This window comes from Allobranchiibius sp. CTAmp26 (assembly GCF_017565405.1).
In the GTDB taxonomy this organism is placed as follows: Bacteria; Actinomycetota; Actinomycetes; order Actinomycetales; family Dermatophilaceae; genus Allobranchiibius.
Map to the genome: position 1 here is coordinate 38,356 of NZ_JAGEKR010000004.1, position 24,973 is coordinate 63,328.

Genomic DNA, 24,973 nt, shown 5'->3' on the forward strand with positions numbered 1-24,973 from the left:
TCGCACCGATGCGGGCTGTCGTCACCGGCGGAGCCGGCTTCCTGGGATCACACCTCTGTGAGGCCCTCCTGGCCGACGGCGCCGAGGTCGTCGCGGTCGACAACCTCTGCACCGGGCGCGCGGCGAACGTCGAGCACCTGCACGCGACCGGCCGGTTCACCCTGCTGGAGCGGGACGTCAGCCACGGGTTCGAGGTCGACGGTCCGGTCGACCTGGTGCTGCACTTCGCCAGCCCGGCGTCGCCGATCGACTACCTGCGGATGCCGATCGAGACGCTGCTGGTCGGTTCGCACGGCACTCAGCACGCCCTTGAGCTGGCCCGGGACAAGTCGGCGCGGCTGATCCTCGCCTCCACCTCAGAGGTGTACGGCGACCCGTTGGTGCATCCGCAGCGCGAGGACTACTGGGGGCACGTCAACCCGGTCGGTCCGCGCGGCGTGTACGACGAGGCGAAGCGGTTCGGGGAGGCGCTCACCCTCGCCTACCGGCAGACCTACGGCGTCAACACCGGGATCGTGCGCATCTTCAACACCTTCGGCCCGCGGATGCGGCCCGACGACGGGCGCGCGATTCCCAACTTCGTCCGCCAGTCGTTGGCCGGCGAGCCGGTGACCGTCTCCGGTGACGGGTTGCAGACCCGGTCGATCTGCTACGTCGACGACCTGGTCGCCGGCATCCTGGCGATGGCCCGCAGCGACCACTCGGGGCCGATTAACATCGGCAACCCGCACGAGATCTCCATGGTGGACCTGGCGAACTGGATCGTGAAGCTCGCGGAGTCCGAGTCCCAGGTGGTGCACATCGCGCGACCGGTCGACGACCCGACGGTGCGTCGTCCGGACACCACGATGGCCGAGGAGATCCTGGGCTGGTCGCCGCAGGTGCCGATCGAGGACGCCCTGCAGCGCACCATCGCCTGGTTCCGCGCTCACGCGACCGCCACTCCGCCTCTGTCGGCCGAGGCCACCCAGGAGATCCTCGCCGGGCCGGAGCACCCCACCACCTGACCCCGGCGTCGGTTGTCGGCGCTGCGGTCACTTTCCTGCGGTGGCGTACGGCGGCCAAGTGGGTTGTCGGCGCTGCGGTCACTTTCCCGCGGCGGATGCCGGTTTTCAGGCGGCCTGGACGAGGGGCGCTCCCGTCGGCTTGCGCAAGTTATGGCACCGCCCGCACAAGGGCCCGCGCGGTGCCCTCCCGCTGGTCCGCGCGACGGCACCGCCGCACAAGGGCCCGCGCGGTGCCCTCATCGTTCGCTGCCGGGTGGGTTGTCGGCGCTGCGGTCACTTTCCGACGCGGGAGGTGACGGGGGGCGGTGGCCGAAGCGAGCGAGTCCCTTCCAGGCGCCTGAGGACCAGACCGAACAGCGGCCATCGACACGGCACGAGCCTTCGACCCGGCCACAGGACTCACGCCCGTGGGAGACGCGCCACGAAGATCGCCGTGCCCGGAAGGATGGCCCCGCGGGTCGGGCTCCACCCGCCCCACACCTGCCGGTTGTCCTCCGGCCATTCCGGCTCGATCAGGTCCTCGAGCACCAGACCGGCGGCGTGCAGTTCGCGCACCCGGTCACCCAGCGTGCGGTGGTGCTCGGCGTACGTCGCCGTGCCGTCCTCGGACATCTCGACGTACGGCGTGCGGTCGAAGTAGGAGCGATCCGCCCGCAGGCCCTCGGGGCCGGGCACGTCCGGGAAGGCCCAGCGCACCGGGTGGGTGGTCGAGAAGACGAACCGGCCGCCTGGTCGCACCACCCGCGCCGCCTCGTGCATCACCGCCTGGGAGTCGGCCACGAACGGCACCACCCCGTACGCCGTGAAGACCAGATCGAACGACGCGTCGGCGAAGGGGAGCGCGGTGCCGTCGCACAGCACCAGCGGGAGCGGCACACCGTGCTCTTCGTTCAGGGTGGCGGCCCGTGCCAGCATCCCGGCGGACAGGTCGGACGCGACCACGCGCGCGGCGTACCGGTTGGCCCAGCGCGCGCCCTGCGCGGCGCCTGCGCCGATCTCGAGCAGGTCGGCGTCCGCGAGCGCAGCGGGGTCGCCGAAGATCCGCAGGTCGCTCTCGCTCCAGCCCTCCGGCCCCCACACCAGGTCGGTGTCGCCGAGGAACGCGCCGTGCTCCGCGTAGTAGGCCTCGGCCTCGTCGTCCCACCATCCGCGGTTGGCGCGATTGTGGTCCGCGACCTCGGAGTCGGCAGGCCCCCCGTTTTGACCGGTCTGTGCGCTGCTCGATAGAGTGTTAGAGCGCATGACTGTGCCGCGCGCCGTACCTTCGCCAGACCGATCCATCGCGTCGCCGGGAGCGATCCCGGAAGTCACCGGATCTCCTTCTGACCCAGGCGTCTCGCGTCCGTTCGTGTTCGTGTCTTCACCGTTCGTCCGCACACTCCGACTATCACCCACCCGAAGGTTTCCTACTACATGACTGCCACCACCACCTCCCCGATCGCGATCAACGACATCGGATCGGAAGAGGAGCTGCTCGCCGCGATCGACGCGACGATCAAGCACTTCAATGACGGAGACATCGTCGAGGGTGTCATCGTCAAGGTCGACCGGGACGAGGTCCTGCTCGATATCGGTTACAAGACCGAGGGCGTCATTCCCTCGCGTGAGCTGTCCATCAAGCACGATGTCGACCCCGGCGAGGTCGTTTCCGTGGGCGACGAGATCGAGGCCCTCGTCCTCCAGAAGGAGGACAAGGAAGGCCGTCTGATCCTGTCCAAGAAGCGTGCGCAGTACGAGCGCGCGTGGGGCACGATCGAGAAGATCAAGGAAGAGGACGGTGTCGTCACCGGCACGGTCATCGAGGTCGTCAAGGGCGGTCTCATCATGGACGTCGGCCTGCGGGGCTTCCTGCCCGCGTCGCTGGTGGAGATGCGTCGCGTGCGCGATCTGCAGCCGTACGTCGGCAAGGAGATCGAGGCCAAGATCATCGAGCTGGACAAGAACCGCAACAACGTGGTCCTGTCCCGCCGTGCGTGGCTCGAGCAGACCCAGTCCGAGGTCCGCACCTCCTTCCTCAAGGAGCTGCAGAAGGGCCAGGTCCGCTCCGGTGTCGTCTCCAGCATCGTCAACTTCGGCGCGTTCGTCGACCTGGGTGGCGTCGACGGTCTGGTGCACGTCTCCGAGCTGTCCTGGAAGCACATCGACCACCCGAGCGAGGTTGTCGAGGTGGGCCAGGAGGTCACCGTCGAGGTGCTGGACGTCGACATGGAGCGCGAGCGCGTCTCCCTGTCGCTGAAGGCGACCCAGGAAGACCCGTGGCAGCACTTCGCCCGGACCCACTCGATCGGTCAGATCGTGCCGGGCAAGGTCACCAAGCTGGTGCCCTTCGGTGCGTTCGTGCGGGTCGAGGACGGCATCGAGGGCCTGGTGCACATCTCCGAGCTCGCCGAGCGTCACGTGGAGTTCCCGGAGCAGGTCGTCACCGTCGGCCGCGACGTCTTCGTCAAGGTCATCGACATCGACCTGGAGCGTCGCCGCATCTCGCTGTCGCTGAAGCAGGCGAACGACGACGCCGCCGGCGCCGCCGAGTTCGACCCGACCCTCTACGGCATGGCCGCGGAGTACGACGACCAGGGCAACTACAAGTACCCCGAGGGCTTCGACTCCGAGACCAACGAGTGGCTCGAGGGCTTCGACGCGCAGCGTGAGAAGTGGGAGAAGCAGTACGCCGAGGCGCACGCCCGCTACGAGGCGCACCAGGCGCAGATCGAGCAGGCTCGCAAGGACGACGCCGATGCCGCCGCGGGTGCCGCGACCGGCACGTCGTACTCCTCGGACAGCGCTGACGACTCCTCCGACGACGAGGGCGGCTCGGCCACCCCGTCGAGCAGCGGTAGCAGCGCACCGGTCCCGGCCGAGGGCACGCTGGCCTCGGACGAGGCTCTGGCCGCGTTGCGGGAGAAGTTGACCGGCAACTGATAGCAGTTCTCGGGCCACCGGCCCGAGGTGAAGGGCCCCGTCGGATCATCCGGCGGGGCCCTTCGCGCGCCACTCACGATTTCCCCAGGTGCCGCGCGCCCGTCCACTAGTGTTCGCTTCGTGGTCACCAGGTCGCTGAAGACTGGCTCATCGTGACGAGCGCCGCGGTTCCGCCCGCCCCGGTCGGCGACCCGCCACGTCGGCGTGGGCGCCCGATCGGCGAATGGACCCTCGCAGGGTTGCTCCTGCTGCCGAACCTGGTCCTGCTGGTGGTCTTCACCTACCGGCCGCTCATCGACAACGTGCGGCTGTCGTTCACCAGCTGGAACATCTCCGCACCGGTCGCGCACTACATCGGGACCGCCAACTACGTGCGCTGGTGGCACGACCCGAATTCCCACCAGGTGTTGATCAACACCGTGGTCTTCACCGTGGCGACGGTCGGCGTGTCGATGGTGCTCGGCCTCGCGCTGGCGATGCTGCTGGACCAGAAACTGCGCGGGCGCAACATCGTCCGCTCGGTGCTGTTCGCGCCGTTCGTGATCTCCGGTGCGGCCGTGGGCATCGCCTTCCAGTTCGTCTTCGACCCCAACTTCGGCCTGATCCGCGACCTCGCCCAACGGGTCGGCGTCACGGTGCCGGACTTCTACCAGCAGCCGCACTGGGCGCTGTTCATGGTGACCGTCACCTACATCTGGAAGAACCTCGGCTACACCTTCGTCATCTACCTCGCCGCCCTGCAGGGCCGCCGGGCCGACCTGGACGAGGCGGCCGAGATCGACGGGGCATCGCCCTGGCGCCGATTCACGAAGGTGCTGCTGCCGCAGCTGCGGCCCACGACGTACTTCCTGTCGATCACCGTGCTGCTGAACTCGGTGCAGGTCTTCGACATCATCAACGTGATGACGCGGGGCGGGCCGCAGGGCTACGGCACGGCGACCATGGTCTACCAGGTCTACAAGGAGACCTTCGTCAACAGCCAGGCCGGGTACGGCGCGACTATCGCGACGATCATGTTCGTGTTCCTGCTGGTGGTCACGCTGGTGCAGGTGCGGTTGATGGACCGGGGGCGGCAGACATGAGCACGATGACCAAGCGCATCCGCGCCCGACGTACCGAGGTCCACAACGCCGAGGCGATGAGCCACAGCGGCCCGGCGCTGAAGACGTTCGGCTACCTCGCGATGGTCATCACGCTCCTGGTGGTCGCGGTGCCCCTCTTCTGGGTCGTGGTGACGTCCTTCAAGCAACGGCCGGACATCTTCACGCAGCCGGCCGAGTGGTGGCCGAAACATCCGACGACGGACGGCTATCACAACGCCGTGTTCGGCATCCCGTTCGGGAGCTACCTGCGCAACTCGCTGATCATCACGGGTGTCCTGTCGGCGACCAAGATCGTCCTCGGCGTGCTCTCCGCATACGCGCTGTCGCTGTTGCGTTTCCCGGGCCGCAACCTCGTCTTCATCGTGGTGATCGCCGCCCTGATGGTGCCCAACCAGATCACCGTCATCTCCAACTACGCGTTGGTCAGCCAGCTGGGCTGGCGCAACACCTTCCAAGGGATCATCATCCCGCTGGCGGGCGTGGCGTTCGGGACGTTCCTGATGCGCAACCAGTTCCTGTCCATCCCCACCGAGATCATCGAGGCCGCGCGGCTGGACGGCGCCGGGCCTCTCAAGCTGCTCTGGCGGGTGGCCCTGCCGATGTCCTGGCCCACCCTGGTCGCGTTCTCGATCATCACCATCGTCAACGAATGGAACGAGTACCTCTGGCCGTTCCTGATGTCTGACGATTCACGCACCGGCACTCTGCCGGTCGGCCTGACCCTCCTGCAGACCACTGACGGGATCACCAACTGGGGCCCCGTCATGGCCGCGACCGTGCTCGCGATGCTGCCCGTCCTGATCGTCTTCCTCGTCCTGCAGCGCCACATGATCAAGGGCCTGACCGCCGGTGCGGTCAAAGGCTGACCTGAAGATCCCTCAGAAAGAGAGACACCCCATGACTGACATGACTCGCCGTGGACTGTTGACCGCGGCCGGCGGAATCGCGGTGGCAGGCGGACTGGCGGCCTGTGCCGGGACGGGCGGCAGCACGAGCACCAACAGCGGCAGCTCGGGCGGCGGGGGTGGCGGGAACAGCAGCCAGATCGAGTTCTGGAGCAACCACCCCGCCATGTCGAAGGCCACCGAACAGAAGCTGATCGCCGGCTTCGAGAAGAAGAACCCCAGCTTGAAGGTCAAACTCGTCGACGCCGGGAAGAACTACGAGGAGGTCGGCCAGAAGTTCAACGCCGCGCTGGGCGGAGGCAACCAACCGGACGTCGTCGTGGTCTCCGACGTCACCTGGTTCAACTTCGCGTTGAACAAGCGACTCGCGGACGTCGCTGCGCTCTTGGCGGCCAACGGCCTCAGCTCCTCCGACTACGTGGACTCGCTCTACGCCGACTACAACTTCCAGGGCAGCGAGCACTACGCGCTGCCCTACTCCCGCTCCACGCCGCTCTTCTACTACAACAAGGACGTCTGGAAGAAGGCCGGCCTGCCCGACCGTGGCCCGAAGGACTGGGACGAGTTCACCTCGTGGTGCCCCGCCCTGCAGAAGGCGCTGGGCTCCGGCAAGGCGCCGATCATCCTCGACGACGGGTCGGACTACCTGGACTGGACCTTCCAGTGCATCGCCTGGTCCTACGGCGGCGGCTACTCCGACAAGTGGACCCCCACCTTCTCCGAGGCGGGCACCGTCAAGGCCGGCCAGGTGCTGCAGGGCTGGGCCAAGAAGAAGTACCTCAAGACGTCGGCCGATTCCCAGAGCGACTTCTCCGCAGGCCTCGGTGCGGTGCTGCTGGAGTCCACCGGTGACATCTCCGGCATCCAGAAGGACGGCAAGTTCGGGCTCGGCGTGGCGTTCGTGCCGGCCCCGAACGGCATCAAGACGTGTCCGACCGGTGGCGCCGGGCTCGCGATCCCGCAGGGCATTTCCGATGCGCGTAAGAAGAACGCGATCAAGTTCATCGAGTTCATGACCAACGCGCAGAGCACCATCACCTTCAGCCAGGCGACGGGCTACATGCCGGTGCGCAAGTCGGCGCTGGACGACTCGGCCGAGAAGGCGTACCTCGCCAAGAACCCGGAGTACGCGCTCGCGGTGACCCAGCTGCCCAAGACCCGGCCGCAAGCGTACGCGCGCGTGTTCGTGCCCGGTGGCGGCGCGCGCATCGGTCAGGCGCTGGACAAGATCGTCGCGGGTTCGGATGTCACCTCGACGTTCAAGGAGCTGGACGCGTCGACGACCGCTGCGTACAACACCCAGGTCAAACCCCTGTTGAAGGCCTGATCAGATGGCGAGTGTCTACTTCGACGAAGCGAGCCGTCTGCACAAGGGCAACGACCACCCGTCGGTCGATGCGCTGACGCTGGACATCCAGGACGGGGAGTTCCTCGTCCTGGTGGGTCCGTCGGGGTGCGGCAAGTCCACGACCCTGCGGATGCTCGCGGGCCTGGAACCGGTCGACCGCGGCCGGATCCTGATCAACGGGCACGACCAGGCCGGCGTACGCCCACGGGACCGGGACATCGCCATGGTGTTCCAGAGCTACGCGCTCTACCCGAACATGTCGGCCGCGGACAACATGGGTTTCGCGCTGCGCAACTCCGGGGTGAGCAAGGACGAGACGGCCCGGCGGGTGCACGAGGCGGCGAAGATCCTGGAGCTGGAGCAGATGCTGAACCGCCGCCCGGGGCAGATGTCCGGCGGTCAGCGTCAGCGGGTCGCGATGGGACGCGCGATCGTGCGTGACCCGAAGGTCTTCTGCATGGACGAGCCGCTGTCCAACCTGGACGCCAAGCTGCGGGTGTCCACCCGCGCGCAGATCGCCGCGCTGCAGCGCCGCCTGGAGGTCACGACCGTCTACGTGACGCACGACCAGGTCGAGGCCATGACGATGGGCCACCGGGTCGCCGTGCTGCGCGACGGCGTGCTGCAGCAGGTGGCCACACCGGAGGAGCTCTACCGCCGGCCGGTCAACACGTTCGTGGCCGGTTTCATCGGGTCGCCGGCGATCAACCTGGTGCGCTGCGACGTCCGCGGTGGTGCTGCCGACCTGTACGGAGCGTCGGTGCCGCTCGAGCGCTCCGCGGTGGGCGATGCGGACAGCGTGCAGGTGGGTGTGCGCCCGGAGTCCTGGACCGTCGCGTCGGCGGGCGCTCCGGGTGCGCTGCGCCTCACGGTCGACATCGTCGAGTCGCTGGGATCGGAGTCGTTCGTATACGGGCACCCCGATCACCCGACCGGCACCGCGGTGCCGGCCGTGGACCCGGTCGACGGCGGCGACCAGACACCCGGGGCTGCCGGTGCCGAAAGCGCGGGGCTGACGGTGCGGCTCGGACGTGAGCACCGACCCTCCGTGGGCGACGTGCTGCACGTGGTCCCGCTCCCGCAGGAGGTGCTGCTCTTCGACAGCGAGTCCGGGGAACGGCTCGGCAGCTCCTCGGGCACGCACGGTGCGTCGCGGGCGGACTTCCTGCAGAAGTAGCGGGTCAACCTCGGCCGAGCACGGTGCCGCCGTTGACCTGCAGGATCTGCCCGGTCGTCCAGCCGGCGTCCGGTGCCGCCAGATAGGCGACGGCTTCGGCGACCTCCTCGGGGGTGCCGGGACGTCCCATCGGGATCGGGGCGACCCGGTTGGCCACGATGCCGGGGTCGGCCTCGATGCGCGGGCGCCAGAAGTCGGTGTCCGGCACGAAGCCCGGTGCGACCGCGTTGACGGTGATTCCGTCCTTCGCGAGTCGGCCGGCCATCCACAGCACCCAGGCGTTCACGGCTGCCTTGGCCGCGCCGTACGAGCTGCTGCCGCGCAGCGCCGCGACCGAACTCATCGCCACGATGCGGCCACCGGGCCGGGCGAACGCGTCGAGGAGGGCCTCGGTGAGCAGCACCGTCGGCAGCACGTTGCCGTCGAAGTCGGCGCGCCAGCTGGCGGCCACCTGGTGCAGATCGCCGGTGGCCAGCCCGAGGTTGCCGCCGGCGTTCGCGACGAGGACGTCGACGACGCCGCCGCCCGCGATGCGGCCGGCGAGGTCGCTGACCGCGTCCGGGTCGGTGAGATCGCAGGAGTAGGTCGTCACGCGGCTGTGCGCGTCGGCGTCCTGCAGCGCCGTGGCGGCCTTGGCGAGCGGCTGCTCGCGACGGCCGACCAGGATGAGCTCGGGGTGTTCGGGAAGGAGTCGTCGCGCGATGGCCAGGCCGATGCCGGTGCCACCGCCGGTCACGATGATGCGTCGGGTCATCCCTGCATCCAATCAGGGCCCTTCCAGCCGCCTATACGCTTTGGGTGTGCTGCGGGTGGGTCTGACGGGTGGGATCGGATCGGGGAAGTCCTCGGTCTCCGGTCTCTTGGCCGAGCGCGGTGCGGTCGTCGTGGACGCCGACCGGGTCGCCCGGGAGGTGGTCGAGCCGGGCACGCCAGGTCTGGCGCAGATCGAGCACCGTTTCGGGCGGGCGGTGCTCGCCTCGGACGGGTCCCTGGACCGCCCGGCGCTGGGTGCGATCGTCTTCGCCGATCCCGCCGCGCGACGCGACCTGGAGCAGATCACCCATCCTCTGATCGGGGTCCGCACCCGCGAGCTGATCGAACAGGCCGGCCCCGACGCCATCGTGATCCACGACCAGCCGCTGCTGGTGGAGATGGGGCTGGCGCCGATGAACCATCTGACCGTCGTGGTCGGGGCGAGTGAACAGACCCGGGTGCAGCGCGTCGTGCGCGACCGCGGGATGAGCGAACAGGATGCGCGCGCCCGGATCGAGGCGCAGGCCGACGACGCCGCGCGGCACGCGGTGGCGGACTCCTGGATCGACAACGACGGCACGCAGGAGCAGTTGGCCGACCGGGTCGCCGCGCTCTGGGACGAGCGACTGGCGCCGTTCGACGGCAACCTACGCGCGGACCGTCCGGTGCTGCGGGAGACCTGTGCCACGGTGGTGCTGCACGAACACCGGCCCGAGTGGGCCGCCCGGGCGGCACGGGTCATCGCGCGCATCCGCCACCAACTGGACGCTGCCGACATCCCGTACGCGGGTCTCGAGCACGTCGGCTCGACGGCCGTCCCCGGGCTGGTCGCCCGGGACGTGGTCGACGTCCAGGTGCGGATGCACCACCTGCAGGACCGGGCCGACGCGCTGCCGGGTGCGCTGCGGGCCGCCGCGGTCGTCGGACTGCGGGCCGACCAGGATCGACCGCACGACTGGGCGCCGCGTCCGGCCGACTGGCGCACGCTGCGGGCCGGCGGCGCCGATCCGTGCGACGTCGTGCGCGTGCACGTGCGCGAGGACGGATCCCCCGGAGCCCGGGCGGTGCTGTCGTTCCGCGACTGGCTGCGCGCCGACGCAGGGGAGCGGGCGGCGTACTCCGAGCTGAAGTCGACGGTCGCGCACCAGTTCTCGTCGCACGACTACCCCGCCGCGATCGAGCGCTGGTACGCGCGAGCCCTGCCGCGGGCGCGGGAGTGGGCACGGTCGACGGGGTGGTCGCCGAGCTGACCCGCGGCGCCGCTGTCAGGCCACGGGCATACGGTGGCCGACGTGGAGATGAGTCGGCGCCGTCGGATCCTGGTGCTCGGCATCTGCTGCATGAGCCTGTTCGTCGTGGGCATCGACGTCACCGCGGTGAACCTTGCGCTGCCGTCCATCAGCAACGACCTGCATGCGTCGTTCTCGCAGCTGCAGTGGGTGCTCGACGCCTACACCCTGGTCCTCGCGAGTCTCCTGATGCTGTCCGGGTCGGTCGCCGACCGGATCGGCCGACGCAAGGTCTTCCAGGTCGGTCTGGTGCTGTTCGGAGCCGGCTCCCTGCTCTGCTCGCTGTCGGTGAGCGCCCCGATGCTCATCGGCGCGCGCGGCGTGCAGGCCGTCGGCGGTTCGATGCTCAACCCGGTCGCGATGTCGATCATCACCAACACGTTCACCCAAGCCCGCGAACGTGCTCAGGCCATCGGGGTATGGGGCGGCACGGTCGGTCTCAGCATGGCGCTCGGCCCCGTGGTGGGCGGCGGGCTGGTGGACGCGGTGGGCTGGAAGGCGATCTTCTGGATCAACGTGCCGATCGTGGCGCTGGCCGCCGTGCTCGCCGCGCGCTTCGTCCCCGAGTCACGGGCCGCCACGGCGCGCCGGCTCGATCCGGTGGGCCAGGTGCTGGTGATCGGGCTGCTCGCGAGCCTCACCTACGGCATCATCGAGGGCCGCGATCTCGGCTGGACGTCGGGGCGGGTGCTCCTGTGCGCGGCGGTCGCGGTCGGCTGTGCGGTCGCGATCGGTGTCGTGGAGCCGCGCCGCAAGCAGCCGCTGATCGAGCTCGGCTTCTTCCGCAGCGTCCCGTTCACCGGGGCCGTCGTCTGCGCGATCCTCGGCTTCGCGTCGCTCGGCGGGTTCCTCTTCGTCAACACCCTCTATCTACAACAGGCGCGGGGGATGTCTCCGGTGCATGCCGGGCTGATGACGCTGCCGATGGCCGGGATGATCGCAGTCTGCGCACCGCTGTCCGGACGACTCGTCGGGCGGATCGGACCCCGGGTGTCGATGATCGTGGCGGGTGTCGGGTTCACCGTCAGTGCGTTGATCCTCACCACGTTGCGCACCGACACCTCGTTGCTGGTGCTGGGGGCGGCCTATCTCGGATTCGGCATCGGTTTCGGGTTCCTCAACGCGCCCATCACGAACGCCGCCGTCTCGGGCATGCCGAGGGAGCAGTCCGGCGTCGCGGCCGCGATCGCCTCGACGAGCCGGCAGGTCGGATCCGCGCTCGGAGTGGCCGTGTTCGGCGCTCTGGCGTCGGCACGGCTGACCGGTCCGCTGCGGGTCTCGCTGGCGTCGGCGAGCCACGCGGGGTGGTGGGTGATGGCCGGCTGCGGTGTGGCGTTGTTTGCGATGGCGTTCGTCACGACGGGGGAGCGGGCCCGCCGTACGTCGTACGAGGCCGCCACCGTCTGAATTCGAGCGCGGATACGCCGTATTCGGCCCGTTCAGGTGCGGCGAGCCCTATGCTCACCGCCATGCGGCGACGGGGTGCGGCTTTCATCGGGGGACTGGTCCTTCTTCTCCTTCTGGTGCTCGCCGGGCCCGGCTCGACCGCTCTCGCGGCGGGCCCGTCCGATCCGCCGGCATCGTGTTTCGAGGCCAACGCGAATGGTGACCTGCCGACCTGCGACAGCGCCGACGGAACGAACTGGACCGTGAGCTACCCGGACGCAAGCAGCGGGAGTGGGATCGCCGGCACGTTCGTCGGCGTGATGGTGGCGGTGATCATGTTCGGCCTCATCGCCGCGGTGTTCACCGTGATCTGGGTGAGGCGGTCTGCTCGCGACGCCGGCCTGGACCCCGACACGGCCACCGCGGTCGCGCTGATCGACAACAGCGCCCTCTCGGCGGCGTACGTCGCGAGCAGTGTCGCGAAGGCGCAGCGGTCCGCGGCCCCACCCACGGCGTCCGACCGGTTGGGCACCCTGCAGGAGCTGCTCGATGAGGGCGCGATCTCGCCAGAGGAGTACCAGATCCGTCGCACCGCGATCCTCGACTCGATCTGAGATCGCCCGGCCCCGAGCGACCCGCAGCACTGCGGTCAGGCGACGCCGTACCCGACGACGCCGGCGCCGTCCAACGGGGACTCGCGCACCGTGATACCGGACCGGGCCATGCCGACGCTCTGGTTGCCGCCGACCGTCGCGACGGTGTCGCCACGGACTGCCACCACCAGATTGGTGTGCTGGCCGAATCCGCCGCCGTCGTAGATCACGATGTCGCCGGGCCGCGGTGTGTATCCGTCACCGACGGCTCGGAACCGGCCCGCCTTCGTCAGGTAGGACTGCAGCGTGAGCACGCCGGGGATCCGCCACGACCCGGAGTTGGGATTGCTCATCGGATAGCCCGCACGTCGCAGCACCCAGCTGACGAAGTCGGCACACCAGTTCTCCTCGATGCCGTTCGAGTACTTCGTGGCCGGGCCGGGGTGCTCCCACTCGGTGCGCGCCACCGTCAGGATCGAGCGCTGCCGGGGCGTCAGATCGGAGGCGACGGTCGGGAAGGTGCCCCTCCCGGGGTGGAGCGCCCGCCACCCGACGTAACCGCCGACGCCCACCACGAGCGCGACCACGAGGACCGCCGCCAGCAGCACGGACCGACCCCGGGTGCTCGGCGATGCGGATGTCGACATGCCGGTGAGCGTACGACGACCGGCGTGGTTCGCAGGCGTAACGCGTCGCAACAGCAGGCGTCAGGCGAGGACGGCCTCACGCCGGCGCTCGAGCCGACCGATGATCGGGCTGGCCGACACCCCGTGGACGACCACCGAGAGCACGATGGTGAACGCGACGATCGACCACAGGTCCTCGGCCTCGGGGAACGCGTGGTGACCGGTGGCGTACGCAAGGTAGTAGATGCTGCCGACACCGCGCACGCCGAAGAAGGCGGTCACGAGTCGTTCGCGTGGGCCGAGGACCGATTCGTCGTCGAAGTCCTCCCCGCGGGGGTGCCACAGCGCGATCCAGGCGGTCACCGGACGGATCACGAAGATGAGCATGAACGCGACCGCGGCGCCCTGCCAGGTCAAGGACGTCAACAACCCGTTCGTCAGCGATGCGCCGAGGAGGAGCAGCACGACGAGGGTGAAGAGCCGCTCGAGGCGCTCGATGACTCCGTGCATCGCGTCGTGGTACTGGTTGGACCGGTCGCAGCTGCGCAGGGTGATCGCGGAGACGAAGACCGACAGGAAGCCCCATCCGTGCACCAGCTCGCCCACGCCGTACGCGATCAGCGGTGCCGCCACGATCAGCAGTGGATCGCCGATGCGGGAGATCTGCACGGACTCGCGGATCCGGAACGCCACCAGGGACAGCAGCCGTCCGACGGCCCACCCGGCCGCGATGCCGACGACGGTCTTGCCGACGACCTCCCAACCGATCCAACGCACCCACCAGTGGCCGGCCGACCCCATGGTGAGCAGGAAGATCGAGGCGTAGACGAACGGGAACGCCGCCCCGTCGTTGAGGCCGGCCTCGGACGTCAGCGCGAAGCGCACCTCGTCCTTCTCGTCGATGTCGGCCTCGGCGAAGCCCTCCCCGTCGTCGGGATCCGATCCCGACAGCGTCGTGGGGCCTTCGACCTGGACCTCGGCGGCCAGGACCGGATCGGTCGGCGCGAGCACGGAGCCGAGAAGGACGGCTGCGGCCGGGATCAGCCCGAGCAGCCACCAGCCCAGCAGCGCCGTCCCTGCGATCGCAAGGGGCATCGCGATGAGGAGCAGCCGCCACGTCGTCCCCCAGCGGCGCCAGGTGGAACGCAGGTGGGTGAGCGGCCGGTCCAGCGCCAGGCCCACCCCGGTCAGGGCCATCAGGATGGTGATCTCGGTCAGGTGCTCGGTGACCGCGGGGTGGTTCACGGGGTCAAGGGACAGGCCCGCGGGGAAGGGCAAAAGGCCGACCAGGGCGCCCGCCGCCACCAGGATGACCGGAGCCGAGATCGCGCGGCCCGTCGTGAAGGCCGGCAGCAGGACGCCGAGCAGCAGGGCCACCCCGACGATGAGGTAGACGACGGGGATGATCACGGGTGACAGTCTCCCAAATGCCGTGTGGGGAGGTCTTGTCGGTGGGGCGTCGTACGGTTGACGCATGCGTCCCGTCACCGACCTCAAGCGCCGCGTCGCGCCCTTCGAGGTCGTCTCCGAGTTCAGCCCGAGCGGCGACCAGCCGACGGCGATCGCCGACCTGACCAAACGGGTCAAGGCCGGCGAGCAGGACGTGGTGCTGCTGGGCGCCACCGGCACCGGCAAGTCGGCCACCACGGCGTGGATGATCGAGCAGGTGCAGCGCCCGACGCTGGTGATGGCGCCCAACAAGACCCTGGCGGCGCAGCTGGCGAACGAGTTCCGGGAGCTGTTGCCCAACAACGCCGTCGAGTACTTCGTGTCCTACTACGACTACTACCAGCCCGAGGCGTACATCGCCCAGACGGACACCTACATCGAGAAGGACTCCTCGGTCAACGAGGAGGTGGAGCGACTGCGGCATAGCGCGACCAACTCGCTGCTGACCCGGCGCGACGCGATCGTGGTGGCGTCGGTGTCGTGCATCTACGGCCTGGGCACTCCGCAGGAGTACGTCGACCGGATGGCCCGGCTGAAGATCGGGCAGGTCATCGACCGCGACGACCTGCTGCGCCGGTTCGTGCAGATGCAGTACACCCGCAACGACCTGGCCTTCACCCGCGGCACCTTCCGGGTGCGCGGCGACACGGTGGAGATCATCCCGGTCTACGAGGAGCTGGCGATCCGGATCGAGTTCTTCGGTGACGAGATCGAGCGCATCTACACCCTGCATCCGCTCACCGGCGAGGTGGTGCACGAGGAGGAGGAGATGTACGTCTTCCCGGCCTCTCACTACGTCGCCGGCCCGCAGCGGATGGAGCGCGCGATCTCCAGCATCGAGGCGGAGCTGGAGTCCCAGCTGGAGTCGTTCGAGAAGCAGGGCAAGCTGCTGGAGGCGCAGCGGCTGCGGATGCGCACGACGTACGACATCGAGATGATGCGCCAGGTCGGGTCGTGCTCGGGCATCGAGAACTACTCCCGGCACATCGACGGGCGCGGGCCGGGGTCGGCGCCCAACTGCCTGCTCGACTACTTCCCCGAGGACTTCCTGCTGGTCATCGACGAGTCCCACCAGACCGTGCCGCAGATCGGCGCGATGTACGAGGGCGACATGTCCCGCAAGCGGCAGCTGGTCGACCACGGGTTCCGGTTGCCGAGCGCGATGGACAACCGGCCGCTGAAGTGGGAGGAGTTCCTGGAGCGCACCGGTCAGACGGTATACCTGTCGGCGACGCCGGGCGACTACGAGGTCGCGAAGGCGAACGGCGTGGTCGAGCAGGTGATCCGCCCCACCGGGCTGATCGACCCCGAGATCGTGCTGAAGCCGACGAAGGGCCAGATCGACGACCTGCTGCACGAGATCCGTGAGCGGTCCGCGCGCGACGAGCGGATCCTGGTCACCACCTTGACCAAGAAGATGGCCGAGGACCTCACCGACTACCTGCTGGAGAAGGACGTGCGGGTGCGCTACCTGCACTCCGAGGTCGACACCCTGCGCCGGGTGGAGTTGCTGCGCGAGCTGCGGATGGGCGAGTACGACGTGCTGGTCGGCATCAACCTGCTGCGCGAGGGTCTCGACCTGCCCGAGGTGTCGCTCGTGAGCATCCTGGACGCCGACAAGGAGGGCTTCCTGCGGTCGGCCCGCTCGCTCATCCAGACCATCGGCCGTGCGGCGCGCAACGTGTCGGGCCAGGTGCACATGTACGCCGACAAGGTCACCCCGTCGATGCGCGACGCCATCGACGAGACCAGCCGGCGCCGGGAGAAGCAGGTGGCCTACAACCTGGCGGCGGGCGTCGACCCGCAGCCGCTGCGTAAGAAGATCGCGGACATCACCGATCTGCTGCAGCGCGAGGATGCCGACACCGACGCGCTGATGGGCAGCGGGCGGGTGCAGTCGCGCGGCAAGAGCGCCAAGCAGGGGAAGTCCAGCAAGCGGATCGGCGGCGCGAAGGCCGAGGGCGGCGTGGCCACGGTGACCGGTGTCCCCGCCGGGGAGCTGGCCACGCTCATCCAGGACCTGACCGACCAGATGCACCAGGCCGCGACCGACCTGCACTTCGAACTGGCCGCACGGTTGCGCGACGAGCTCGGTGACCTGAAGAAGGAGCTGCGGCAGATGACGGCCGCGACCCGCTGACCCACCGGTTCCTTCTCGTCGAGCGGAGGGGTCCGGCAACGAGCGGAGGGGTTACGACCCCTCCGCTCGGGCGCGGACCCCTCCGCTCGACGGAGAGATCAGGAGTCGAAGCCGAGACCGACCTTGTCCAGACCACGGAGCCAGAGGTTGCGCTTGCCCTCGTGGCGGTCCGCCGCGGCCAGCGCGACACGGGTGGCCTGGATGCCGGCGTACGCCAAGGGCTCCGGCGGGAAGGGCAGCGGCTTCGTCCGCACCATCGCCAACTCGGTGAGCTCGGTATGGGCGCCGCTCAACAGGTCGAGCATCACCCGGGCGCCGAACCGGGTCGCCCCGACGCCGAGCCCGGTGTACCCGAGCGCGTAGGACACCCGGGCGTCGTACGCCGTGCCGAAGAACGCGAAGAACCGGGTGCAGGTGTCGATCGCGCCGCCCCAGCGGTGGCTGAAGCGCAACCCCTCCAGCTGCGGGAAAGTGGCGAAGAACTGCCGCGCCAGGATCTCGAACGTGTCGGTGCGCTGGTCGTACGCCGGGCGCACCGCCCGCCCGAAGTGGTAGATCGCGTCGTACCCGCCCCAGAGGATCCGCCGGTCGGCGGTCATCCGGTAGTAGTGGAACTGGTTGCCGGCGTCGTCGACACCCTCGCGCCCGGCCCAGCCGATCGAGGCCAGTTGAGCGTCGGAGAGCGGCTCGGTCATCAGCACATAGTCGTAGACCGGCACGGTGTGCAGCCGCACCCGTTTGACGAGCGACGGGAAGGCGTTGGTGCCGAGCGCGACATGCGCCGCGGTGATCGTCCGCCCGCCGTCGGTCCGCAGCCTCATCCGGTCGCCGTCCTTCGCCAGATCGCTGACCCTCGTGTGCTCCGCGATCCGCACCCCCAGCCGCTCCGCGGCGTCCGCCAGGCCCCACGCGAGGCGCGCCGGATCGACGAGCGCGAGGTCACCCTCCTCGACGTACCCGCCGAGGAACGTGGGGGAGTCCAAGCGGGCTCGTACAGCGTCCTGGTCGAGGAAACCCGTTGCCGCATCCCGCATCTCGCGCACCTGGTAGGGCTCGGTGGCCACCGTCAGGGAATCACGCAGGTGGTAGTCGCAGTCGATGCCGTAACGCTGCACCGTCTCGCCGATCGCCGCCAGATTCTCCCGGCCCAACCGCTCCAGGGTCTCGATCTCGTCGGGGAAGCGCTGTGCGCCGTTGTCCCGCCCGTGGGTGAGGCTCGCCGAGCAGAACCCGCCGTTGCGCCCCGACGCGGCCCATCCGATCCGGTCGCCCTCGACCAACAGCACGTCGCGGTCGGGGTCGCGCTCCTTGGCCAGCAGCGCGGTCCACAGCCCGGAGAACCCGCCTCCGACGACGAGGAGGTCTGTGTGGGTGTCGGCGGTCAGAGCGGACCGTGCGGCCGGGCGATCGGGAGTGTCCAGCCAGTAGGGCGTGGTCGACGCGTCGCGCCAGGTGGCGGAGACGTCCACCGGTCAGGCGCCCGTCGTATGCCGGTCGGCCACCTCGAGCGCGACGTCCAGCATCTCCAGGCCCTCGCGCACCTCCTCCGGCGTGCTCGTGCACGGCGGCACGACGTGGGTGCGGTTGAAGTGGGTGAACGGCCAGAGCCCTTCGCTCTTGCAGGCCGCCGCGAACTGTGTCATCGGCGCCGCGTCCGCGCCGGCGGCGTTGAACGGCACCAGGGGCTCACGGGTCTCGCGGTCCCGGACCAGCTCGATCGCCCAGAAGACCCCGAGGCCGCGGACCTCGCCGATGCTCGGGTGCCTCGCGGCCAGCTCGGCCAGACCGGGTGCGATGACGTCCTGGCCGAGCATCCGCGCGTTGGCCAGGATGCCCTCGTCCTCGAAGATCCGGATCGACGCGACCGCGGACGCGCAGGCCAGGGGGTGTCCGGAGTAGGTGAGGCCGCCGGGGAACGGGCGGTCGGCGAAGGTGCCGGCGACGGCATCGCTGATGAGCACCCCGCCGATGGGGACGTAGCCGGAGTTGACGCCCTTGGCGAAGGTGATGAGGTCGGGAGTGACCTTCCAGTGGTCGACGGCGAACCACTCACCGCACCGGCCGAAACCGCACATCACCTCGTCGGCGATCAGCAGGATGCCGTGCTCGTCGCACAGCGCGCGCACGCCGTCGAGGTAACCCGCGGGCGGGACGAGGATCCCGTTCGTGCCGACGACCGTCTCCAGGACGAGGGCTGCGATGGTGTGCGGTCCTTCGAGCATGACCAGTTCCCGCAGGTGGGCCAGGGCGCGGTCGCACTCCTCCTGCTCGGTCGTGGCGTGGAACGCCGACCGGTAGAGGTAGGGCCCGAAGTAGCGGACCGTGCCGGGGACGGCGGGCTCGGAGGGCCAGCGACGCGGGTCGCCGGTGAGTGAGATCGCACCGGCGGTCGAGCCGTGGTAGCTGCGGTAGGCGGCGAGCACCTTCTGCCGCCCGGTGTGCAGCCGCGCCATCCGGACGGCGTTCTCGTTGGCGTCGGCGCCGCCGTTGGTGAAGAAGACGGTGTTCAGGCCGTCGGGCGCGCGCTCGGCGATCAACCGGGCCGCCTCGCCGCGTACGTCGTTGGCGAACGCGGGCTGGATCGAGCACAGCCGCTGTGCCTGCTCCACGATCGCCGCGACCAGTCGCGGGTGCTGGTAGCCGATGTTCATGTTGACCAGCTGGCTGGAGAAGTCGAGGTAGCGCTTGCCCGTGTAGTCCCAGAAGTAGGACCCCTGGGCGTGCTCGATGGGCAGCGGGTCGATCGCCGCCTGCGCCGACCAGGAGTGGAAGACGTGGCGGTCGTCGGCGCGGACCTGCGCCTCGTCGCCCCGGCCGAGCAGACTCGTGGGGTCGGTGGACGTGGCGGTGTCGCGCAGGATGCTGTCGGTCATCGTGTCCTCGGGAATCCCAGATCGACGGTGGAGGTGGCCGGGTCGGGCCACCGCGAGGTGACCACCTTGCCGCGGGTGTAGAACGCGAGCCCCTCGGGGCCGTACATGTGGTTGTCGCCGAAGAGCGACGCCTTCCAGCCGCCGAAGGAGTACGACGCGACAGGCACCGGGATCGGGACGTTGATGCCGACCATCCCGACCTGCACGTCGTACTGGAAGCGGCGCGCCGCGCCGCCGTCGCGGGTGAAGATGGCCGTGCCGTTGCCGAACTCGTGGCTGTTGACCAGCTCGAGCGCGTCGTCGTAGGTGTCGACGCGCACCACGGAGAGCACCGGCCCGAAGATCTCGTCGGTGTAGACCGACATGGTCGGGCTCACGTGGTCCAGCAGCGTCGTACCGAGGAAGAACCCGTCGGCGGGCAGTTCCGCCTCGCGGCCGTCGACGACGAGGGTGGCGCCCTCGTCGGCACCGGCCGCGATGTACGAGGCCACCTTGTCGCGGTGGGCCGCCGTGATGAGCGGACCCATCTGGGTGTCCGGTTTCGCGCCGTCGCCGACGGTCACGTCGGGCAGTCGCTGTGCGATCGCCTCGACCAGCGGATCGGCCGAGTCGCCCACGGCGACCACCACGGAGATCGACATGCAGCGTTCGCCGGCGGCGCCGTACGCCGCGGAGACCGCCGCATCCGCAGCCACCTCGAGGTCGGCGTCGGGCAGCACGACCATGTGGTTCTTCGCGCCGCCGAGCGCCTGCACCCGCTTGCCGGCGGCGGTGCCGGTCTCGTAGATGTACCGCGCGATCGGCGTGGACCCCACGAAGCTCAGCGCGCTGACGTCCGGGTGGGTGAGGAGGGTGTCGACGGCCTCCTTGTCACCGTGGACGACGGTGAAGACGCCGTCGGGCAGCCCCGCCCGCTGCCACAGCCGGGCCAGGAAGAGCGACGCCGACGGGTCCTTCTCGCTCGGCTTCAGCACGAACGCGTTGCCGGCCGCGATGGCGCCCGCGCACATCCACAGCGGCACCATCACCGGGAAGTTGAACGGCGTGATGCCCGCGACGACGCCGAGCGGCTGGCGGATCGAGTAGACGTCGACTCCGGAGGAGGCCTGCTCGGAGAACCCGCCCTTGAGCAGGTTGGGCACCCCAGTGGCGTACTCGACGTTCTCCAGGCCGCGGGAGATCTCGCCGACGGCGTCGCTGTGCACCTTGCCGTGCTCCGAGGTCACGATGTCGGCCAGTTCGTCCAGGCTGTCGTGCAGCAGTTCGCGGAACGCGAAGAGCACCGCGGCGCGGGTGGACAGCGACGCATGCCGCCACTCCGCAGCCGCCCGTGCCGCGGAGGCGACGGCGGTGCGTACGTCGTCCGCGCTCGCCAGCTCCACCTCGCCGGTCTGCTCACCGCTCGCGGGGTTGTAGACCGGCCCGACCCGGGCGGATGTCCCCTCAGTGACGGAGCCGTCGATCCAGTGTGAGATGCGCGTCGTCATACCGGCGACGATAGGTCGTTAGGCGCGTCGTACAAACCCTCCACTGTTACGTTACAAAACGTGAGCTTCCGTGCTGTGGTGGATCTACAGGATTACTCCAGCCGGGGTCTGGCGCTGGCCCTGTCCGAAGCAGTGGGCGACGGGCGGCTGCGCAAGGGCGACCGGCTGCCGCCCATCCGCACGGTCGCCTCTGACCTGCAGCTGTCACCGACAACGGTCAGCGCGGCGTGGTCGATGCTGGCGCGGCGCGGGGTGATCCGCACCGATGGCCGACGGGGGACCACGGTGACCGCGCTCGGAGCCCCGGGCCCCACCAGGTACCGCCGTGCGCTGCGCGGTCGGGCGACGTTCTCCCTCGATGTGTCGACCGGAGTGCCGGATCCGCAGCTGCTGCCGTTGCTCGACGCGGCGCTGCGCGCAGTGCCGCACTCGGGGAGCCGGGGCAGCTACCTCGACGACCCGGTGCTGCCGCAGCTGCGGGAGGTGCTGCGCGGGGACTGGCCGTACGACGCCGAGCAGCTGACCGTCACCGACGGGGCGATGGACGCGCTGGATCTGATCGTGGCGGTGCATCTCGAACCGGGGGACACCGTCGCCGTGGAGCATCCCTGCTTCCCGCCGATGCTCGACCTGCTCGACGCGTACGGGATGCGGTCCTTCGGGTTGGCGATGGACGCCCACGGCCCCACGGTCGAGTCGGTCCGGGCCGCCGTACGCCGTCGCGTCACCGCGATCTTCCTGCAGCCCCGTGCTCACAACCCGACCGGCGTGTGCCTGACCGCGGAGCGTGCGGCAGCGATCGCCGCCGCATTGGCCGGGTTCGACGTGCTGGTGGTGGAGGACGATTCGGCCGGTGCCATAGCGAGTGCCGCACCCCTCAGCCTCGGCCGGTGGCTGCCCGAACGGGTGCTGCACATCCGCAGTTTCTCCAAATCGCACGGCCCGGACCTGCGCCTCGCGGCGATGAGCGGACCCGCCGCCCGGATCGACCCGATCTCCGAGCGTCGCCTGCTCGGCCAGGGGTGGACCAGCAGGCTGCTGCAGGCGGTGCTCGTGGAGCTCCTGAACGACGACGCGGCGGTGTGGCAGGTCGACGCCGCACGTCGGGAGTACGCACGTCGGCGGTCCGCCCTCGTCGGGGGACTGGCCGAAGCCGGCGTACCTGTGACGGGTACCGACGGCCTCAACATCTGGTTGCCCGTGCAGGACGAGGCCGCGGCGCTGGTGCACCTGGCCGGGCGGGGGATCGCGGCGGCGGCCGGCAGCCCGTTCCATGTGCTTGCCGACGACCACGCCCACCTGCGCATCACCACCGGGCTCGTGCGGGACGGGCACGAGCGGCTGGTGCACGATCTGGTCGACGCGGCGGGTGCATCCGCCTGGGCCGGACCACGCTGAGTCGTTTCTCACCGTGACACAGGTGCGTCCGAGAGCCACAGGTCGACGTGTGTCTCTCGGTCATACCTGTGCCACGGTCGGCGTCGCTGAGCCCGAGAGGCTCAGGCCGGCGTGAGGCCCTCGGGCACCCCCGAGCCACCGTCCGGAGCGCTCGACCCCGGACGGCGGGCGGCACCGAGCACGATCACGCTCGCGAGCACGACGAGCGCCATGCCCACCAGCTCGAGCACGCTCAACCGCTGACCCAGCACGAGCAGCCCTGCGAGGGCGCCGGCGGCGGGCTCCAGGCTCATCAGGACCCCGAACACGTGCGCCGCGAGCCGGCGCAGGGCGAGCAGCTCCAGCGAGTACGGCAGCACCGAGGAGAGCAGGGCGATCCCGAAGCCCTTCAGCAGTGACTCGCCCGAGTAGAGGGCGTCACCGGCCCGCCATACCCCGATCGGCAGCACGACCACGGTGCCCATCGCCAGTGCGATCGCCAGTCCGTCGAGGGAGGCGAAGCGCGCCCCGGTCGCGCCCGAGGCGACGATGTACGCCGCCCAGCAGGCGCCCGCGGCCAGCGCCAGCAGCACACCGGTCACCGGCAGCCGCGACCACGGCGTGGTCAGGGCACCGGACACCAGGAGCACGCCGCCGACGGCGCACAGCACCGCGGCCGCGTCCTGCCAGCGCCTCGACAGCACGGCGGACAGGCTGAGCGGGCCCACGAACTCGCACGTCACCGCGACACCGAGGGGCAGATGCGCGATGGCTGCGTAGAAGCAGACGTTCATCGTGGCAAGCGTCGCGGCGTACGCCGTGACCACCCGCCAGTCGGCGCGGCTACGGCCCCGCAACGTCGGCCGGCCGAGGGCGCACAGCAGCACCGCGGCGAATCCGAGTCGCAGGCCCACCGATCCGAAGGCGCCGATCGTCGGGACGAGGGTGGAGGCGAGCGCTCCGCCGAACTGCACCGACACCACCGCGGTGAGGACGAGGGCAGGCGGGGGCGGTCGGTACCCGGCGAGGGCCCTCACTCCAGCGCGCTGATCCGGCCGGCTCCGGCCAGGGTCTCGACCAGGTCCGGCGGGACGTCCTCCTCGACGACACGTCCGGCCTGCGGCGCGTGCAGCATCCGTCCGGGGGCGGACACGATCCCGACATGGTCCGGTTCGGCGCCGGGACGCGCGAAGAAGAGCAGGTCGCCGGGAGCCACGTCGGCGGGGTCGATCGGGGCGCACTGCCGGGCCTGGTCGGAGCAGTCCCTCGGGAACAGCACCCCCAGCCCGCGAAGGGGCAGGTGCACGAGGCCCGAGGAGTCCAGCCCGAGCGGGGACAACCCGGCCCACAGGTAGGTCACGCCCACGTGGGCCCGCACGGCATCAAGGAACGCGGCCCGATCGACCGAGGTCGCGCCGGTGGTGGGCGCGCGATCGGTGACGACGACGGCATCGTCGGCGCCGTCGAGGTCCAGGTGGTCCGCCCGCAGATACCCCGGGTAGCCGCGCGGGTTCTTGTGTGACGGCTGCTCCGGGCAGGTCACGAACGCCCAGTCGCCGTGCAGGTCGTGCACCTCGACGGCCTCGCCCTGCAGCACCTCGGTCTCCAGACGGCCCTCGAGTCCGAGTCGGCCGGCCATCGGCTCGGCCTGGTCGTCCATGGCCGCGAGCCACCGGTCGTGGTCGGGGGAGGTGTCGAGGACGGGGGCGTCGATCACCCGCGGGGAGGTCGCCGTGAGCCAGAGCCCGCTGATCGGCGTACGCACGAGGGCCGGGCGACCCGGTGCGGTGACAGGCCGGAGCGAGTCGCCCAGGCCACTCACCATCCGCGCTCCCGCCACTGCGGCAGGTGGGGCCGCTCGGCACCGAGCGTGGTGTCGTCGCCGTGGCCCGGGTAGACCCAGGCCGCATCGCCGTGCCGGGCGAAGATGCGCTGCTCGACGTCGTCGATGAGCTGCGGGAACGACTGATCGTCGTTGTTCCTCGTCGCGCCGACCCCTCCGGGGAAGAGCGTGTCGCCGGTGAAGACGTGGTCGTGGCCGTGCGGGTCCGCGTAGGTCAGCACCACCGAGCCGGAGGTGTGCCCGCGCAACAGGGCCACCTCGAGGGAGAGGCCGTCGACCTGCACCGTGTCTCCGTCCTCGAGCCGTACGTCGACCGGGATCGGGAGGTGGTCGGCGTCGGGGTCACCGGCGTACGTGCGGGCACGCAGGGCGCGCGCCGCGTCGGGGAGCGCGCTGGTGTGGTCACCGTGCCGGTGGGTGGTCACGATCGCCTCGACCCGGGCGCCGCTCTCCCGGACCATCGCCTCGATGGCCGGCCAGTCGGCCGCGGCGTCGATGAGCACGGACGCTCCGGATCCGGTCGCCGTCACCAGGTACACGTTGTTGTCCATCGAGGAGACCGCGAGCTTGCGGATCGTCACCCCGTCGAGCTCGCGCACCAGGGCGGGTCTGCCGGGTGTCGTCCTGCCGTCGTAAGCCATCGGGCGTGTTCTCCTTCGGGACGGGACCGGCGCACAGCGTATCCAGGTCGGGTCTGT

21 protein-coding genes are annotated in these 24,973 nt (G+C 70.0%); 11 read left to right on the forward strand and 10 right to left on the reverse strand.

Annotation, left to right across the window (positions count from 1 at the left end; genetic code table 11):
* Nucleotides 1-8: 8 nt before the first annotated feature.
* Nucleotides 9-1,007 carry a UDP-glucuronic acid decarboxylase family protein gene (locus J4030_RS03035; protein WP_208047732.1) on the forward strand — a complete coding sequence of 333 codons (999 nt, stop codon included), beginning with the start codon at nucleotides 9-11 and terminating at the stop codon, nucleotides 1,005-1,007.
* 399 nt (nucleotides 1,008-1,406) lie between these two features.
* Here J4030_RS03035 and J4030_RS03040 read toward each other — a convergent pair whose 3' ends face one another.
* The gene (locus J4030_RS03040) at nucleotides 1,407-2,249 is read right to left on the reverse strand and encodes a class I SAM-dependent methyltransferase (RefSeq protein ID WP_208047791.1); all 843 of its coding nucleotides are present in this window, start codon (nucleotides 2,247-2,249) and stop codon (nucleotides 1,407-1,409) included.
* 171 nt (nucleotides 2,250-2,420) lie between these two features.
* Here J4030_RS03040 and rpsA point away from each other — a divergent pair, with 171 nt between their 5' ends.
* From rpsA to J4030_RS03065, 5 genes are all read left to right on the forward strand, one after another.
* Complete coding sequence (gene rpsA / locus J4030_RS03045) at nucleotides 2,421-3,926, forward strand: 30S ribosomal protein S1 (RefSeq protein ID WP_208047733.1); 1,506 nt, start codon at nucleotides 2,421-2,423, stop codon at nucleotides 3,924-3,926.
* Between the two features lie 152 nt (nucleotides 3,927-4,078).
* Nucleotides 4,079-5,008 (forward strand): carbohydrate ABC transporter permease, encoded by a 930-nt coding sequence (locus J4030_RS03050; RefSeq protein ID WP_208047734.1) that lies wholly within the window; start codon nucleotides 4,079-4,081, stop codon nucleotides 5,006-5,008.
* Complete coding sequence (locus J4030_RS03055; RefSeq protein WP_208047735.1) at nucleotides 5,005-5,895, forward strand: carbohydrate ABC transporter permease; 891 nt, start codon at nucleotides 5,005-5,007, stop codon at nucleotides 5,893-5,895. The genes J4030_RS03050 and J4030_RS03055 overlap by 4 nt, the downstream gene beginning before the upstream one ends.
* 31 nt (nucleotides 5,896-5,926) lie before the next feature.
* The gene (locus J4030_RS03060; protein WP_208047736.1) at nucleotides 5,927-7,261 is read left to right on the forward strand and encodes an ABC transporter substrate-binding protein; all 1,335 of its coding nucleotides are present in this window, start codon (nucleotides 5,927-5,929) and stop codon (nucleotides 7,259-7,261) included.
* Between the two features lie 4 nt (nucleotides 7,262-7,265).
* Nucleotides 7,266-8,459: an ABC transporter ATP-binding protein gene (locus J4030_RS03065; protein WP_208047737.1), complete on the forward strand. Its 1,194-nt coding sequence runs from the start codon at nucleotides 7,266-7,268 to the stop codon at nucleotides 8,457-8,459.
* Nucleotides 8,460-8,463: 4 nt separating this feature from the next.
* On the opposite strand, the gene J4030_RS03070 is transcribed toward J4030_RS03065, so the two are convergent.
* Nucleotides 8,464-9,213 carry an SDR family NAD(P)-dependent oxidoreductase gene (locus tag J4030_RS03070; RefSeq protein WP_208047738.1) on the reverse strand — a complete coding sequence of 250 codons (750 nt, stop codon included), beginning with the start codon at nucleotides 9,211-9,213 and terminating at the stop codon, nucleotides 8,464-8,466.
* Between the two features lie 46 nt (nucleotides 9,214-9,259).
* On the opposite strand from J4030_RS03070, the gene coaE reads away from it, so the two are divergent.
* From coaE to J4030_RS03085, 3 genes are all read left to right on the forward strand, one after another.
* The gene (gene coaE / locus J4030_RS03075) at nucleotides 9,260-10,462 is read left to right on the forward strand and encodes a dephospho-CoA kinase (RefSeq protein WP_208047739.1); all 1,203 of its coding nucleotides are present in this window, start codon (nucleotides 9,260-9,262) and stop codon (nucleotides 10,460-10,462) included.
* A 48-nt stretch (nucleotides 10,463-10,510) separates the two neighbouring features.
* Nucleotides 10,511-11,908: an MFS transporter gene (locus tag J4030_RS03080; protein ID WP_208047792.1), complete on the forward strand. Its 1,398-nt coding sequence runs from the start codon at nucleotides 10,511-10,513 to the stop codon at nucleotides 11,906-11,908.
* A gap of 62 nt (nucleotides 11,909-11,970) precedes the next feature.
* The gene (locus J4030_RS03085) at nucleotides 11,971-12,501 is read left to right on the forward strand and encodes an SHOCT domain-containing protein (protein ID WP_208047740.1); all 531 of its coding nucleotides are present in this window, start codon (nucleotides 11,971-11,973) and stop codon (nucleotides 12,499-12,501) included.
* A gap of 35 nt (nucleotides 12,502-12,536) precedes the next feature.
* On the opposite strand, the gene J4030_RS03090 is transcribed toward J4030_RS03085, so the two are convergent.
* Together J4030_RS03090 and J4030_RS03095 are read right to left on the reverse strand one after the other, a co-directional pair.
* Nucleotides 12,537-13,127 (reverse strand): CHAP domain-containing protein, encoded by a 591-nt coding sequence (locus tag J4030_RS03090; RefSeq protein ID WP_208047741.1) that lies wholly within the window; start codon nucleotides 13,125-13,127, stop codon nucleotides 12,537-12,539.
* Between the two features lie 60 nt (nucleotides 13,128-13,187).
* Complete coding sequence (locus tag J4030_RS03095) at nucleotides 13,188-14,516, reverse strand: sodium:proton antiporter (protein WP_208047742.1); 1,329 nt, start codon at nucleotides 14,514-14,516, stop codon at nucleotides 13,188-13,190.
* A 64-nt stretch (nucleotides 14,517-14,580) separates the two neighbouring features.
* Here J4030_RS03095 and uvrB point away from each other — a divergent pair, with 64 nt between their 5' ends.
* Nucleotides 14,581-16,695 (forward strand): excinuclease ABC subunit UvrB, encoded by a 2,115-nt coding sequence (gene uvrB, locus J4030_RS03100; RefSeq protein WP_208047743.1) that lies wholly within the window; start codon nucleotides 14,581-14,583, stop codon nucleotides 16,693-16,695.
* 98 nt (nucleotides 16,696-16,793) lie between these two features.
* Here uvrB and J4030_RS03105 read toward each other — a convergent pair whose 3' ends face one another.
* Genes J4030_RS03105 through J4030_RS03115 form a run of 3 tightly spaced genes read right to left on the reverse strand, consistent with a single transcriptional unit; the run spans nucleotide 16,794 to nucleotide 21,055 of the window.
* Nucleotides 16,794-18,164, reverse strand: coding sequence for an FAD-binding oxidoreductase (locus tag J4030_RS03105; RefSeq protein WP_208047744.1), 1,371 nt, complete (start codon nucleotides 18,162-18,164; stop codon nucleotides 16,794-16,796).
* Between the two features lie 3 nt (nucleotides 18,165-18,167).
* The gene (locus J4030_RS03110) at nucleotides 18,168-19,568 is read right to left on the reverse strand and encodes an aspartate aminotransferase family protein (protein ID WP_208047745.1); all 1,401 of its coding nucleotides are present in this window, start codon (nucleotides 19,566-19,568) and stop codon (nucleotides 18,168-18,170) included.
* Nucleotides 19,565-21,055 carry a CoA-acylating methylmalonate-semialdehyde dehydrogenase gene (locus J4030_RS03115; RefSeq protein ID WP_208047746.1) on the reverse strand — a complete coding sequence of 497 codons (1,491 nt, stop codon included), beginning with the start codon at nucleotides 21,053-21,055 and terminating at the stop codon, nucleotides 19,565-19,567. The genes J4030_RS03110 and J4030_RS03115 overlap by 4 nt, the downstream gene beginning before the upstream one ends.
* 60 nt (nucleotides 21,056-21,115) lie before the next feature.
* Here J4030_RS03115 and J4030_RS03120 point away from each other — a divergent pair, with 60 nt between their 5' ends.
* Nucleotides 21,116-22,453 carry a PLP-dependent aminotransferase family protein gene (locus J4030_RS03120; RefSeq protein ID WP_208047747.1) on the forward strand — a complete coding sequence of 446 codons (1,338 nt, stop codon included), beginning with the start codon at nucleotides 21,116-21,118 and terminating at the stop codon, nucleotides 22,451-22,453.
* Between the two features lie 101 nt (nucleotides 22,454-22,554).
* On the opposite strand, the gene J4030_RS03125 is transcribed toward J4030_RS03120, so the two are convergent.
* Genes J4030_RS03125 through J4030_RS03135 form a run of 3 tightly spaced genes read right to left on the reverse strand, consistent with a single transcriptional unit; the run spans nucleotide 22,555 to nucleotide 24,916 of the window.
* Complete coding sequence (locus tag J4030_RS03125) at nucleotides 22,555-23,469, reverse strand: DMT family transporter (RefSeq protein ID WP_208047748.1); 915 nt, start codon at nucleotides 23,467-23,469, stop codon at nucleotides 22,555-22,557.
* Nucleotides 23,466-24,257 (reverse strand): NlpC/P60 family protein, encoded by a 792-nt coding sequence (locus tag J4030_RS03130; protein ID WP_208047749.1) that lies wholly within the window; start codon nucleotides 24,255-24,257, stop codon nucleotides 23,466-23,468. The genes J4030_RS03125 and J4030_RS03130 overlap by 4 nt, the downstream gene beginning before the upstream one ends.
* Nucleotides 24,251-24,916: an MBL fold metallo-hydrolase gene (locus J4030_RS03135; RefSeq protein ID WP_208047750.1), complete on the reverse strand. Its 666-nt coding sequence runs from the start codon at nucleotides 24,914-24,916 to the stop codon at nucleotides 24,251-24,253. The genes J4030_RS03130 and J4030_RS03135 overlap by 7 nt, the downstream gene beginning before the upstream one ends.
* Nucleotides 24,917-24,973: the final 57 nt, after the last annotated feature.